Origin of the sequence: Onishia taeanensis (assembly GCF_013349955.1) — a bacterium.
Taxonomy (GTDB): domain Bacteria; phylum Pseudomonadota; class Gammaproteobacteria; order Pseudomonadales; family Halomonadaceae; genus Onishia; species Onishia taeanensis_B.
The window spans coordinates 1-14,150 of sequence record NZ_JABVXC010000018.1; the positions used below are offsets into that span (position 1 = coordinate 1).

At 57.1% G+C, this 14,150-nt stretch carries 10 protein-coding genes and 1 tRNA gene; 7 read left to right on the plus strand and 4 right to left on the minus strand.

Features of this window, described 5'->3' with window-relative positions; genetic code table 11:
* The first annotated feature begins 114 nt into the window (after positions 1-114).
* Positions 115-483: a hypothetical protein gene (locus HUS66_RS16120; protein WP_175072219.1), complete on the plus strand. Its 369-nt coding sequence runs from the start codon at positions 115-117 to the stop codon at positions 481-483.
* A 151-nt stretch (positions 484-634) separates the two neighbouring features.
* On the opposite strand, the gene HUS66_RS16125 is transcribed toward HUS66_RS16120, so the two are convergent.
* Together HUS66_RS16125 and HUS66_RS16130 are read right to left on the minus strand one after the other, a co-directional pair.
* Complete coding sequence (locus tag HUS66_RS16125) at positions 635-1,363, minus strand: LrgB family protein (RefSeq protein ID WP_175072220.1); 729 nt, start codon at positions 1,361-1,363, stop codon at positions 635-637.
* Positions 1,360-1,725, minus strand: a complete 366-nt coding sequence (locus HUS66_RS16130) for a CidA/LrgA family protein (RefSeq protein WP_175072221.1) — start codon at positions 1,723-1,725, stop codon at positions 1,360-1,362. The genes HUS66_RS16125 and HUS66_RS16130 overlap by 4 nt, the downstream gene beginning before the upstream one ends.
* Before the next feature lie 182 nt (positions 1,726-1,907).
* On the opposite strand from HUS66_RS16130, the gene HUS66_RS16135 reads away from it, so the two are divergent.
* The 3 genes from HUS66_RS16135 to HUS66_RS16145 all read left to right on the plus strand — a co-directional run bounded on the left by HUS66_RS16135 (position 1,908) and on the right by HUS66_RS16145 (position 4,757).
* Positions 1,908-1,984: transfer RNA gene (locus HUS66_RS16135), tRNA-Pro, on the plus strand.
* A 181-nt stretch (positions 1,985-2,165) separates the two neighbouring features.
* Complete coding sequence (locus tag HUS66_RS16140) at positions 2,166-3,347, plus strand: glycosyltransferase (protein WP_217488141.1); 1,182 nt, start codon at positions 2,166-2,168, stop codon at positions 3,345-3,347.
* 222 nt (positions 3,348-3,569) lie between these two features.
* Positions 3,570-4,757, plus strand: a complete 1,188-nt coding sequence (locus tag HUS66_RS16145; protein ID WP_254628878.1) for an O-antigen ligase family protein — start codon at positions 3,570-3,572, stop codon at positions 4,755-4,757.
* Between the two features lie 339 nt (positions 4,758-5,096).
* Here the strand turns inward: HUS66_RS16145 and HUS66_RS16150 are convergent, their stop codons facing one another.
* The gene (locus HUS66_RS16150) at positions 5,097-5,825 is read right to left on the minus strand and encodes a hypothetical protein (RefSeq protein WP_175072223.1); all 729 of its coding nucleotides are present in this window, start codon (positions 5,823-5,825) and stop codon (positions 5,097-5,099) included.
* A gap of 394 nt (positions 5,826-6,219) precedes the next feature.
* On the opposite strand from HUS66_RS16150, the gene HUS66_RS16155 reads away from it, so the two are divergent.
* The 3 genes from HUS66_RS16155 (at position 6,220) to HUS66_RS16165 (ending at position 11,338) form a co-directional block, all read left to right on the plus strand.
* Positions 6,220-6,864 carry a hypothetical protein gene (locus HUS66_RS16155; RefSeq protein WP_175072224.1) on the plus strand — a complete coding sequence of 215 codons (645 nt, stop codon included), beginning with the start codon at positions 6,220-6,222 and terminating at the stop codon, positions 6,862-6,864.
* Positions 6,861-7,604 carry a DUF3307 domain-containing protein gene (locus tag HUS66_RS16160; RefSeq protein WP_175072225.1) on the plus strand — a complete coding sequence of 248 codons (744 nt, stop codon included), beginning with the start codon at positions 6,861-6,863 and terminating at the stop codon, positions 7,602-7,604. The genes HUS66_RS16155 and HUS66_RS16160 overlap by 4 nt, the downstream gene beginning before the upstream one ends.
* A 242-nt stretch (positions 7,605-7,846) precedes the next feature.
* Positions 7,847-11,338: a putative bifunctional diguanylate cyclase/phosphodiesterase gene (locus HUS66_RS16165; RefSeq protein WP_175072226.1), complete on the plus strand. Its 3,492-nt coding sequence runs from the start codon at positions 7,847-7,849 to the stop codon at positions 11,336-11,338.
* A gap of 145 nt (positions 11,339-11,483) precedes the next feature.
* Here the strand turns inward: HUS66_RS16165 and HUS66_RS16170 are convergent, their stop codons facing one another.
* On the minus strand, positions 11,484-13,463 hold the full coding sequence (locus tag HUS66_RS16170) for a sensor domain-containing diguanylate cyclase (RefSeq protein ID WP_175072227.1): 1,980 nt from the start codon (positions 13,461-13,463) through the stop codon (positions 11,484-11,486).
* Positions 13,464-14,150: the final 687 nt, after the last annotated feature.

A 14,150-nucleotide genomic window follows, 5' to 3' on the forward strand; every position in this document is an offset into this window, starting at 1 on the left:
ATGAATTGCTGAAGAAGCTCTCTGGCGGCTAGCAGAGGATAACTTCTATAGGCGATTCGATCATCGGGGACCCGACAGCTATACAAGACAACGGCGATAGAGCAAGGAGGAGTGATGACAAAGCAAGCCGAGAATATCACCCAGCTGCCTTTAGCAGTTCGAGAGGTCAGCGACCCGGTCATCAACTGGTGGCTAAATCACTGGATGGGAGCAGCAAGCCCATTTTCCCGCATGCAGGTGGCATGGATGGAAACGCTCTTCGATGCCATGCAGCTGGAGGCTGAACTGCTGACCGCCTGCGCTACCAGCCAACAGCAGCTCATCAAGTGCATGTCCGACCAGCAGATACTCAAGGACCCGGTAGTCGTCGGCAGCTGTTATCAAGACGTCATGCAGGACTTCATCAATGCCCACCTGCACCGGATGGATAAGGTCAACGAAATGGCCGAAGATTTTCGCCAGCGGGTCTGGGAAGAGATATAAGCAATCGCGGGCCGACAGCCCGGGCAAGCGGGTTTCAGCCAGGCGCGCCTCACTCGGCCTTGCCTAGCGCAAGCCCGGATCAGTCAATCACGGCTCTTCAATCACGATCACTCAGTCAGTGCGCTCCTCGTCCTGTGGTCTTAGCTACCGCTCAGATACCCAACAGCGCCACAATCAGTGGCAGCAGGAAGGCGGTCACCAAGCCCGACAGGCCCATGGCGAGACCCGCAAAGGCGCCAGCCAGCGCACCGATAGAGCTGAAACTTTGCGCCGTGCCAAAACCATGAGCCGCCAGCCCCAGGGTAAAGCCTTGAACGGTCGGGTCCTTGATGCGTAGCAGTCTGAATATCCAGGGGCCCAGGGCACAGCCGATCGACCCGGTGAGCAAGACCAATCCCGCTGCCAGCGATGGAATTCCGCCCAGTTGTTCGGCGATGCCCATCGCGATCGGCGAGGTCACCGACTTGGGAGCCAGCGTCAGCAGTGTTTCCCGGCTCGCTCCCATCAGCATAGCGATGCCAAGGGTCGAGCCAACGGCAGTCACGATACCGGTCACACAGGCGACCATGATCGGCCATATCAACCGACGAACCCGTTCCCGGTGGTCATAGAGCGGTATCGCCAGCGCCACGGTGGCCGGGCCGAGCAGAAAGTGAATGAACTGAGCTCCTTCGAAGTAGGTGCTGTATTCGATGCCGCTGAGCAACAGAAAACTGATCAGCAGTACGATCGAAATTACCACCGGGTGCAGCAAGGGCGTGCGGCCGAGCAGGATGTTGATGCGGGTGGCCAGGTAGAAGGCCGCCAGGGTCACCAGCAGCGAGAGCAAGGGGTTGCCCGACAGGTAGACCCAGACTTGGTCCAATGCGACGAAGTTCATTTGGTTTTTCCTGCCCCGCCGGCTCGCTGGTTCATCCACATCATGACCTTGGCCGTGACAGCAAGAGTCACCGCGGTGGACACCAACAGAGTGACAATGATCGTCCAGAAATCAGCCTGAATCAGCTGGAAGTGCACCATCATCCCAACACCGGCCGGCACAAACAGCAGCGTCAGATAATTCAGCAGCCCCTGACCTGTCTTGCGAAGGCCATCCGGTACTCGCCCATTGATTAGCAAGGCGACCAGCAAAATCACCATGCCCATCACCGGCCCTGGAACGGGAATACTGAATCCTCGAACGATCAGCTCACCCAGGAACTGACATCCCAGCAAGATGATAAACCCAACGATCAATGACATGCCTGCCCTCCTCCATTCTTGGCTGAGGACAGTTTACCCCTTTCGTCTAGGTGCAGCCCAACCATCCGGCCAAGCTTTTGAAAAAAAAGCGCTTAAGGGGCTTCCCATTGCCAGCATCTCGCGCTAGTATACGCCTCGTTCTCGGGGCACAGGAGCCGGAAGGCACTACCGAGAATCAGAGTCGGAGCGTGGCGCAGCTTGGTAGCGCGCTGCAATGGGGTTGCAGAGGTCGCTGGTTCGAATCCAGTCGCTCCGACCAGTAACATTAAAAGCCACTCGGCCTTGTCGAGTGGCTTTTTTCGTTTTGGCCTTTTCCGTTTTTGACCACCGCTGCCCATGAGACGCCCCCTCTAGACCCGACCTCCCGTCAGCGATTCCATCAACGCCAGAACGCTTTAAACTAGCCGGACTCAGTTCCAACCTGCCAACGCCGAGGTCACATGCGCACCCTTGTCATCGTCAGAAGCCTCAAGATGGGCGGCATGGAACGAATGGCCATCACGCTCGCCGATGCCCTCGCCGACGCCGGGCATGACGCTCACATCGTCACCTGGCGCGACCGGGATCAGGTTCTCACCCCTGATCACCCCGGCGTCACCAGCCATGTGGTGCCGATTCAGCGCCTGATCCGCTTGACCGGCCTTGGCCTGCTGATCGAACTCCTCTCGCGGCTGATCCTCAACCCGCTGATCCGTCGCTCCCACTTTGTATGGACGGGCTGGCTGGGTGGCTTTGTCTTCAGGGCCTGGCTGAAACGCTTTGAAAAGAAACACGGCAAAGTGGATCGCCTGATCTTTCGTGGCCTAGGCACCTACGAAGGGATCTGGAGCTTCCGTGATGCGCGCGCATGCTTCGTGCTCGAGAATGGCGTCAATTTCAAAGGCGCTCTCTGGCAGCAACGCCTTTTTGCGCGCTGCCTTCTGAACAAGCGCCACCTGGTGGGCGTCTCCCAAGGGGTGGTGGAATCGGCCCAAGCTTACTGCCAACGCTTCCAACTGACGCCGCTATCACTAGAGCGCATCATCAATGCCTGCCCGGTGAAACGCATCCAATCATTGATGCTCGAGGAAGACCCCGAGATTCCGGACGAGCCCTTCATTCTCAACGTCGCCAGGCTGGTGCCCCAAAAGGATCACGAGCTGCTGCTTGAAGCCTATGCCAAGGCCATGCCCGAAGAGCGGCTTGTCATTATCGGCGAAGGCCACCTACAGACAGCACTGAAAGACACAGCACGCCGGCTCGGCATTGCCGAGCGCGTCAGTTTTGCCGGCACCAAACGCAATCCCTATCCCTGGATGCGCGCGGCCCGGCTCTTCGTCTTGAGCTCGAGAATAGAAGGTATGGGGATCGTGTTAAGCGAAGCCTTGGCCTGCGATACACCAGTGGTCTCAGTCGACTGCCCCGGCGGCATTCGCGAGATCCTCAAAGGCGAGCTCGAAATCGGCATCGCTGAACACAGTGCAGAAGGCTTGGCGAACAAGATACAGGAAGTCCTTGGTCTGGGCGGCTATGAGATCAAACCCGAATGGCTCAAGGACTTCTCTGAAGAGACCATGGTTGCCCGCTACCTGGAACACCCTCGCGGCAGTGAACAAACCAGCACACTAACACACACGCTTTAGCACCAAGTAATAACGAACCTCCTGTTATACACCCACCCAAAAATCATCACACATACGCAGCGGAATCACGAACACATGCTTAGACCTAGGTGGCAATTCAATCAAAGTGCGGCAACTTGGCAGTCACCTAAGCCCCTATGGCTATTAGGGATAGCATGCGTTTTCCTTTACGGCTTTTTTAATTTGCTATGGCCCAAAGTGGGAGGAATCGCCGGAACCTTGATGGCGGTTTTAGGGCTGATCATGGTGTTACGTAACGCTGATATCCGCGGCTCCGCGCCGCTTTGGCTCTTGCTCGCAGCGGTACTTGTTCAACTGCTCAGTTGGTGTCTTGGCTACTTCCATCACCCAGACTGGATACCGGACAACCCCCAACTGGACCGCATGGGCAAGTGGTTCCTTTTCATTGGCATTGCATGGTGGCTTGGCGGCCGCACTCGCCTGACCCTCTGGCTGTGGGGCCTGGCAATGTTGGGCTTATTCCTTACCTCGATAACTACCGATGTGGGCCTTGATCACTGGCAAAGAGGGCTGTCGGGGCATCGAGTCGATTTCGGCATACACAATGCTCAGCACGGGGCCATGTATTTCGGCACATCGCTGCTGGGGCTACTTGCCTTCAGCAGAAGAGCTCTTCAGCCCGGTTCCTGGTCCACCCTACGTCGCCTTGGGTGGGGAATGGCATTGGCGATATGTCTTACGGGCGTGATAGTGACTCAAACCCGCGCCATCTGGCTCGCCTTGCTAATAGCACTGCCCGTCATGGCCAGTTTAATGCTGACCTCTGCAAAGCTAATGCCGCAACGGCTTGGCGTCAGGAAAAAGCACCTAGTGCTTGGCGGCGTCTCTGCATTCCTCGTGGTGGTCCTGTTAGGGACAGCCTTCCATGGTTCAATCGAACGGCGGCTGAGTGCCGAGAATCAGGTGATCACTGAGCTAATGGATGGTGATATTGACGCCATCGACCCCAATTCCAGTATTGGTAATCGCATTTATACCTGGATTGCCGCCACGCAATGGATAGCTGAGCGACCGCTGGTTGGCTGGGGCGCCCATGGACGTAGTCTCGCCGTCAAACAGACCGAATGGCTGCCAGAAACAACGAAGGAACGTTATGGCCACCTGCATAACACCTTCCTGGAAGTACTGGTGGCCTATGGCGCCTTGGGCGTTCTGGTCGTTGCGGCACTCGCCTACTGGGTAGGACGCGGTACCTGGCTTGCCTGGCGCGCAGGCGCCATGCCCAGCGACATGGCGCTCTTCGCCACAAGCTTCTTCATCTTCTGGGTGATCGTCAACCAGTTCGAGGCTTACCTTTCATTCTCATCCGGCGTATACGTTCATAACCTGATCTTGGGAGGGCTGGTGACCCATGTCTGGCGCTGGCGAGTCACAGCACGCCGGGACTGACCCTTCGCAATGACGAACAACTTCCGTCGCACTGACAAATATAATAGCGATGCGCCGGCCCCAGCAGCCAGGCGCAACGTTTATCGCCAGTCAAGATACGGGTCCCGAGAACAAGAAAGCTCGGGATCAACCCCAGCCACACCGGAGAAAAAACAGATACTCACTCTATCAAGGCTAATGCGCGGGTCTTGAAAAAGCGGACTGCTGGTCAGTTCCTGCAACCAGATGAGGAGTCATGCGCGCCTCCCGGCAGCTCAAAAAGGGCGAAGCCCCCCTCCCCTATGGCTTACCAGTATGGCTGACCAGTCGCTCTGGCACTTGACCCATCAATGGCGCCAATCAAGATACGCTTGCCAACGCCTTGTCCACTTGGTCGATGGCGGCCGGCCCGATCCCCTTGATGTCAGCCAGAGTGCCGGCTGCATGGCGGCTCTCGATGTCGCTAATCATCACGAGCCCATTTTCGGCCAGCGTTGCCGTAACCTTTGTCGGTAGCTCCAGGTCTTCGACCCTCAGACACTGGTTCTGCTGTCGCCAGCGAGCCGCCATGGTCTGAGCAGCCTGGTCCACGAACTCGCCATATTCGCTCTCGCGAACCGCGGTGATCAGGTCGCAGAATTCTAGCTGATGCTGATCACTCTCGCTCAGCGGAGTGCTACTGATAACGTAATGAGGCGGCTGCGCAATCTGGACCTGGTCATTGATCAGCGACACCTGGACCTTGCCATCGTCGCTGGTGATCGACGGCGCCTCTTCATCCGCACCGCTATTGGCCGACTTGCCCCGCTTGGCGTCCTGCTTGGCACGCGCCTTTTGCAACTCTTCGCGCGCCAGGTGCTTGGCCTGCTTCGCGTCTTTCTTTGCGGCATCAAGCTTGTCACTAAGCTTGGCGTTGCGGGTACGCAACTGCTCGGCTTCGTGCTTGGCCTTGTCGCGCGCCTTCTGGGCCTGCTGCGCCTCTTTCTTCAGCTGCTGAACGTCAGCCTTTAGCTCATCGACTTCCATCTGCAGCGTGATGGCACGAACCAGCGCGTCGTCCTGAGTATCTTGAGCGGCTGTATCGGTCATAGGATCTCCCTTGGTGGATCAAGAAAAAACCCCGCCCAGCCAAGGCTGGGCGGGGTGCGAAGCGAGCATTGGTAAACAGACCGACGGCAGATGCCGCCGATCATGAGCGATATGATAGCGACGAACAGCCTGTTTTCAAGCCTGGCGTCAAAGCTGACATCAAAGCCATGAAGCCAGCTAAGGCGAGCATGCTTCCTGATCCATGCACAAAATCCATGCACAAGCGATTCACGGAGAAGACCGGCGAGCATCTAGCGTGAAACGATCTGGAGACATAACCTAGAATAGCCTTTTAATAGAATATTATCTAATTATAACCATTTAAGGCTATATATTTTACAAATAACCATTTTGGGCTATTTTTAAGACAACCGCTCCATAAGAGACCCCACCCATGAGGCAGCCCCTTGCCGTATTGACCGGCGACATCATCGCGTCACAGCGAATCAGCGATACAACAGCCCTCTACCGGGTGCTGGATGCTACCTTGGCACGCCTTACCAAGCACTATGGCGGCCGTTTCGAACGCTACCGGGGAGATGGCTTCCAACTGGCCATCCCCTGCATCGGCGAAGCTTTGCATGCCGCGGTGGCTCTGCGTACCGAGCTGATCATGCATTCACAGGATCAACGCTGGGATGCCCGAGTCGCGGTAGCCGTCGGTCATAACGAGTGGCAGCCCGGTAGCCCCCTGGCATCCGCCGACGGGCCGGTGTTCATCGCATCCGGCAAGGCGCTGGATGCGATGAGCGAGAGTGCAGCCCACCTGGCACTGATCGAGGCCGGCGCCCCCCATGACGCTGCCATGACGCTGCTGGTCCGCTATGTGGATGAGTTGATCAATGACTGGTCCCGCTACTCAGCTGAAATCGCCTTTCTCAAGTTGTGGCACGATGAACCCCAGCAGGCCATGGCCGAGCGGCTCGGCATCCGCCAGCCAAGCGTACACAAGCGCCTGGGCGCCGCCCGCTGGGTCATGCTCGCCGATACTCTGGACTTTTTCCAACAGCGCCTGGCCACGGAGCAACCTGCCCAATGACTTCACCTGAAATGGCAACATTGCTTGGCCTGGTGCTAGCGCACCTGAGTGGCGATTTTCTACTTCAGCCGCGCCGATGGGTCGACTCCAAACAGCGACACAAGCAATTGTCGCCTGCCCTTTACTGGCATGCATGTCTGCACGGTTTGCTCACGGCTCTGGTACTCACCTTCGCTGGCAGCGGACCGGGCATCATTCTGGTCGGCACGCTTCTGATAGCGATCAGCCATGCACTGATCGACCTTGGCAAGGCGCACCTTGATTCAAACCGGTTAGAGTGGTTCCTAATCGACCAGCTGTTACACCTGCTGGTGCTACTCGGATTGTGGCTCACCTGGTTAGGCAGTCTAAAGCCTCTCTTGGACGTCGCCACCTGGATAACCACCCCACACGCCCTGACACTGGCCGGCGCCTACCTACTGGTGACCCGACCGATGGCCATTGCCATCGCCCTGGCCATGCGCCCATGGAGCGATGAGGTCAACGACCCCGGAACACTCGCTGCTGCCGGGGCTCGAATCGGCATGCTCGAGCGCTTCCTAGTGCTGACACTGGTGCTATTGGACGAACTGACGGCAGTGGGCTTCCTGCTGACCGCCAAGTCAGTGCTGCGCTTCGGCGACCTGCGCGAAAGCAGCGATCGCAAGCTCACTGAGTATGTGCTTCTGGGCACCCTACTCAGCGTGTCAGCCACTCTGGTCCTGGGTTTACTGGTAAGGTCCATTTGGTGGACCACCTGACCCGATATCAATCACGGGGTTGCCCCACCCAACAATGCAGTTTTCTTGAGCAAGCAAAAGCCACTCAATCATTCAGACCTGCACAGGCTGTTAGCTTCAGTTGCGCCTTGATCCTACGCGTGTATAAAGGGCGATATCTTATGGGGATGAGTGCCGACGGATAGGTCGGCAGGCCGCTTCACCATTTACCCGCATCAGCATGCTTCACCCTCGACCCACAAGCCGAAGGACATCACCACCTGATGGAGCAGAGTCACCGCCACTTCGATATCCAGGCTTGGCTGCTAATTTTACTGACCAGCAGCTTTCTGGTGGGTGCCAGCAGTCTTCTGTTCGATCTCTTGGGATACATGCCGCTACCGCCTCAATGGCGGTTAAAGGCGGGCGGCGCTATCGCCGTATTGCTCGTCAGTCTTGGGATGCTTGCCCTGCTCAGAGATAAGCCACGATGGCGACGCCTGATCGGTGGCTCACTCATCATCTTAGGCGGCTACAGCCTCAGCCACCACCTGCTAGCTCCGGTGACGGAGAGCGGTCTTTCATGGCTCACCCGCCATGCCCTGTTGAGTCCGCTACCCGCTTTCTTGGTTGTGATAGCAGGGCTCTGTTATCAGATGCCACCGACATCGACACACACGTGGCGCCTTTATCGCATGGCCGGCTGGCTATCGGTAGGGATTGGCGCCACCACACTGACGTATCCGCTGACGACCGAGGCGCCGCTGACGCCGTTCGCAGAAATAACCTCGCTGGGTAGCGTATTTTGTTTGCTACTGGGCGCAGGCCTGCTGATCATTGGCCATCAGCAAATGGCACCCGCACTTTCGCTGCCTCGCACCGCTATCATTAGCGGCATGCTAGGTGTCACAGCCAGTATTGTCGTCTGGTTGGTCAGCAGCTGGGTACTGTACAGCGCCCGGGTTGACGCTGCGGACCAACTACTCAGCAATACCGCCGACGGTATGGAGCAGCAAATCGAGACCAAAGTACGCTTGATCGAACGGCTTGCCGCTCGCTGGCAAGCCTTGAGCGGCCAAGACGAGAGGGTTGCCCGGCAGCTTTGGCAAGTAGAAACCCGCACTTATCTCAAGGACGAACCTAGCTTGCAGGCTCTTGCCTACCAAGGGCCCCAAGGACAAAACCACTGGCATGCCGGACGCGAAACGAATGACTTGCGGTGGTTGATGGACCAGCAAACGGACCCGGCAACGCTTGACTGGGTTCGTCAGCAGAGGGAGCTTGGCCGACATATCAATTGGCGCTTCCCCGATTCTCAGCGCGACAGTCTTGGCCTCTTGGCGGTGACACTGGATGGTGAGAACACCATGCTGGCCATCATCGATTTTGCCGAAATCGTCGCCCTGCAGCGTCATCTGGATACAGGCAGCTTCTCCATTACCTTCGCCTCACAAGGCAGCGAATGGGGCACGCTGATGCCTAAAGATTGGCACGAAGGCATCGCCCAGCGAATCATTACGTCTCGCACGTGGACATTACCAGGCGGCCCAAGCGTCACCCTCAAGGCACTGGCTGGACCACCGTCAATAACCAGCCTGCCTGGCGCCTTGCCGGTAGTTTTTGGCCTGTTGAGCTTGATATTCTCCTACCAGTTGATGGTTGGTCGCGCCTTGGTGGCTGCCCGGGATCAACAGTCCGCCGCCCTGGCTCGCAGTGAACAGCGCTTCCGTTCGTTATTTACCCAGCATCCAGACGCAGTCTTCGTCCATACACGCGACGGTGTGTACGAGAGCCTCAATCCCGTCACCGAAACTATCGTGGGGTTATCACAGCAGAATCTAATCGGTCATCACTTTCGGTCTGTCATCAGTGAGCCGACTTGTTCACAGCAGGACATCGAACGCACTGAGATAGCGTTCCAGCGCGCCGCCAACGGCTTTCCCAGTAGCTATGCGATGCGTTTGTCAGCTAGCGGGGGGCCGCCCAAAGATCTGGAAGTGACACTCGTGCCCAGCGTCGTCAATGACAAGGTAGACGGCGTCTTCGGCATTGCTAAAGACATTACCGCCCGGGTCGCCGACGAAGAGCGGTTACACATCCTCGAGCGCAGCCTCGAGGCCAGCAGCAACGGCATCGTGATCGTCGACGTGCGCGAAGACCACTTACCAGTGGTATACGTGAACCCCGCATTTACCCGCATTACCGGCTATCTGGCGCAAGACGTGATCGGCCACCCTCCCGTCTTTCTGAACGTTGACGAGAACGATGCCAAGCACAACGAACAGATTCATGCCGCAATCCGTGACGGCACCAGCCTGTCGGCGACTCTGCGTACCTATCGACGCGATGGCTCCCCCTACTGGAACCAATTGTTCCTGTCGCCAGTGAGAGATGCCAACGAGACCATTACTCATGTCATCAGCATCATTAACGATATCTCAGAGAGTAAGCAGCAAGAACATGAGCTCGCGCACCAGGCCACCCACGACGCACTGACCGGCCTCGGTAACCGCGCCCTGTTCAATGACCATCTGGCTCATGACATTGAATTGGCAGCCCGAAATGGCCGGATGCTGGCCGTGCTGTTCGTTGATTTAGATGAGTTCAAGCCCATCAATGACACCCTGGGCCATAAGGTAGGCGACCAACTGCTGATCAATATTGGGGACCGACTGCGCCAGGGTCTTAGAGCTAGCGACACCCTTGCCCGTCTTGGCGGCGATGAATTCGTACTGCTGCTTCCCAACCTAAACCACTCTGCCGAAGCAGAGGAGGTCGCCAGTAGAATTTTAAGAGACCTCAACAAGCCGCATCGAGTCAGTGGGCACGAGCTGCATGTTTCGGCCAGCATCGGGATCGCCATAAATCGAGGCGGGCTCGATGAGCCGGAACGGCTACTTCGGTATGCCGACATGGCCATGTACAAGGCCAAACAGCGGGGCCGGAATAACTATCAGCTGTTTACCGAAGATCTCGACAGGAAACTCAACCAGCGAGTGACGTTACGGAGTGACCTCCAGGAGGCCATCAGGCATGGCCATCTTCGCTTGTACTACCAACCCCTGCTGGATCGGGAAGGCAACGTGGATGGTCTGGAAGCGCTAGTACGCTGGTTTCATCCCACCAAGGGGCTCATCTCACCGGCGACCTTTATTCCCATCGCCGAAGAAACCGGCCAGATCATTCCGCTAAACCACTGGATCAAACGACAAGCCTGCCAGGACGCCCGTCAACTATTAAACCAAGGGCTATTGAAAGGGCGCATGGCGATCAACCTATCTCCCATTCAGTTCCACCGGCCCCACTTTCTCAGCTCTTTACAGAGTGCGCTGGATGAAGCCGGGCTTCCTCCGGAGCATCTTGAATTGGAACTGACCGAAGGAATTCTCATGCACGATACGGATGGCGCTATCTCTATCCTCAATGCCTTGAGCGACATGGGGATAAGCACCGCTATCGATGACTTCGGCACCGGCTTTTCCAGTTTGAGCTATCTCCGTGACCTGCCTATCGACAAGATAAAGATCGACCGCAGCTTTGTACAAGATGCTATCAAAAGCAATAAAAACGCGGCCATTTGCCATGGCGTGATCACGCTGGCTCAGGAGCTAGACCTCAAAGTAGTGGCCGAAGGCATCGAAACAGCGGAACAGCATGACTATCTAATGTCGCTGGGCTGCGAAGTCTTCCAGGGGTTTCTGCTAGCCAGACCCATGCCGCTGGACAGCCTCATCACCTGGCTCACTAAGCGGGCACAAGCTTCAACCAAGGCCTAACGGGGCGTTGCCGTCTCCATCAGCCCACTCGCTTCATCACCACGACTGTCATGCGCTAGGCAAGCTGACAGCTTTCCAGCCATCCAAACAAAGGGTGAGAAGAGGCTCAGCGAAGTGGCCTTAACCAAGCACTACTATCTTCCAGCTATGCCCGGCAGACCTTGTTGCGCCCGGCCTGCTTGGCCATATAGAGCCCTTGGTCGGCACGCTTGATGGCGGGATTCAACGAAGCTTCATCAGTACTGACCAGTGTAACGCCTAGCGAAGCCGAATATGCCAGCATCCCATTCTCCGCCGCATCGTGACCGACATAGACCGGGCTCGCTTCTACCGCACGGCGAAGACGCTCTGCTACCTGAATGGCTTGTTCACAGCTGGTATGCGGCAGCAGCGCCACGAACTCCTCGCCGCCCATGCGACACAGTACGTCCCCGTCGCGCAGCACCTTGCGCGCCGTCTTGGCGAAGCTCTGCAGTACCTGCTCACCAACGTCATGACCATAGGTATCGTTGATGCGCTTGAAGTGGTCAAGGTCAATGCCAATCAAGCTCAGGGGGCATCTGTGGCGCTCTGCACGTGCGACCTCCATGGCGGCTTGCCCCTCCAAGAATCGACGGTTACCCAGCCCAGTAAGAGGGTCGGTCAGTGCCTGCTTGGCGAGTCGCTCCTCCAGTTGCTTTCGCTCGCGCAGGTTGAAGACCATCGCACGGGAGTATTGGAACCCTTCTTCAGTGACCTGAGCAGTCGCCTGAATCGCCACGGGCAAGATGGAACCATCTCCACACAACAGCTCGCATTCGACTGCGCCCTCCTGGCCCTGGCCCAGAACCTGCTGGAAAGCCGCGTCGAATGCCTCGCGCGTCGCCGGCGTAACAAAGTCTCGATAGAGACGCTTACCCACCACTTCATCGGCGCGATAGCCTATCCAATCAAGTTCGGTGCGATTGATCTTGACGACCCGGCCATGGCTATCCAGCGAGTGGTAGCCGCAGGGAGCATGCTCATAAAGGTCCTGTACCTCGCCAGCATACTGGCGGGCCTCACGGGAAAACGCCAAAGCACGCTGCCGCAGCGCACGAAGCCGATGATCACTTAGCACCCAAAACACGCCGAAGGCCACCGATATCAAATAAACCAAAGCAATGGCCAGCAGCTGAACAGGACTCTCCGTGAGTAGCCCCAACAGGCTGGGCCGTGGCATCAGGATCCCGAAACGCCAAGGCTGGGTTCCTGGGTCGCTGATGATCGTGCCTGCTAGGCTGGAATAGTGCTGGGTATGGATGTCATGGGTAAGGAAAGCAAGGATATTCTCTTCCAGGTCGACCGTGCCTAGGGTACGCGCCGACATGACCGCCCAGGCGCCAGGCCAGTATTCTGTCAGCGGGCGTCCGAATCGTTCACTCTGACGATCGCCGTCAGGTAGCAGCCACTTACCTTGAGCATCTACCAGCAGTGCCTCACTGCGCCCGCTATCCTCAGCATGTGGCAGAGAGGCGGTAATATGCGACCAATCAAGAGTAAAAAGAAGCACCCCAAGGCGCCTTCCTTGATGATCGATAATCGGCGTGGCGATGTCTAGCACAGTGGTTATTGGCGACAACGCCTTCCCGGAGGCACCCAAGCGCGGCGGTGAGACGTACAAATCGCTAATTGGCAGCCCCATAGCCGCCTGATAGGCCGGTATCGCACGCTTACCGATCACTGGAGGCCTTGGCAGTTGAGGTGCCACTGAGGAAGCGAACCACTCACGTCCGGCGGTATCGATCACTGTCAAACGGGTATAGCGACCAAAGTGGGACAACAGTGTGTCGAACAATGCCCTCAGCTCCTCCCAATCGTTCTGGGCCGCTAGCCCCCAAGCCGGGGCTTGGGAAGAAGTTTGCTGTGAGAGGAAGCGACTCAGTAGCGAATATTCCGCAGTGGCTAACACCTGGTTGAAGCTCTCGTTCATACTCTGGAGTAACATGTCATACTCGGACTCGAGCAGTACTGCGGCCGACCGGCGTGAGCTATCGACTCGCTCCTCGATGTGCGAGGTAAAAATCGGCGTCAGCGTCACGGTGACCAACGCCACGGGCAGGAGTGTGGCCACGATCAAACGGGCCCAGAGTGCTTTGATGATCAATGAAGGCTTCTCGCGTAGGGCCTGCCGAAAGCCTTGCTGGCAGATAACCCAGGGTATCCCAGTGACTAGGAACCGAATCTGAATCGGCTTTTGGGCACACGAAGTATCAGGTAAAAACAGGCCAGCGTCATCTCTCAGGTCACATTGCTTCGCTCTAGGGAGATAAGCCCAGCTGTCAGAAAAAACGGAGCAAGGTCCCACCCGAGGCTCTGCGACGGAGGGTATGGACTACGCCCTGGGCATGGCAGTGTTCGACGAATTGACGACAACCGAAGCGCAACGAAACACAGCAAGCACCGCATTCGAGGACACGCCTAAAGACAGCCATTCGCAGGATTGCGTGCGAGTGAAGGCTTAGTTACAGGGATTCGCTTTGTTGACGGCCATACTACCCGCTAAATGCCCATGTAGGGTAAGGGCATGGCGATGTGGCGCCTAAGGTCAGTCACCGCCGAGAGCTCATTAGCGGATAGCTCTCTGGCCAAAGGTTATTGCGCCATGTCGTGATTGCCCTGACGCAACCTTCTTCATAACATAAAAAAACATTAATAAAAACATGCCCTAACAGCCCGCGTGGGGCCTCAGTGTCCGTGTGCTTCGGAGTTCACATATGACAGATGACCTCAACATGCTAAAAACTCAGCAGCATGCTCACGAGCTAATCTCTCAGCAGGCGCCACTAGAAAG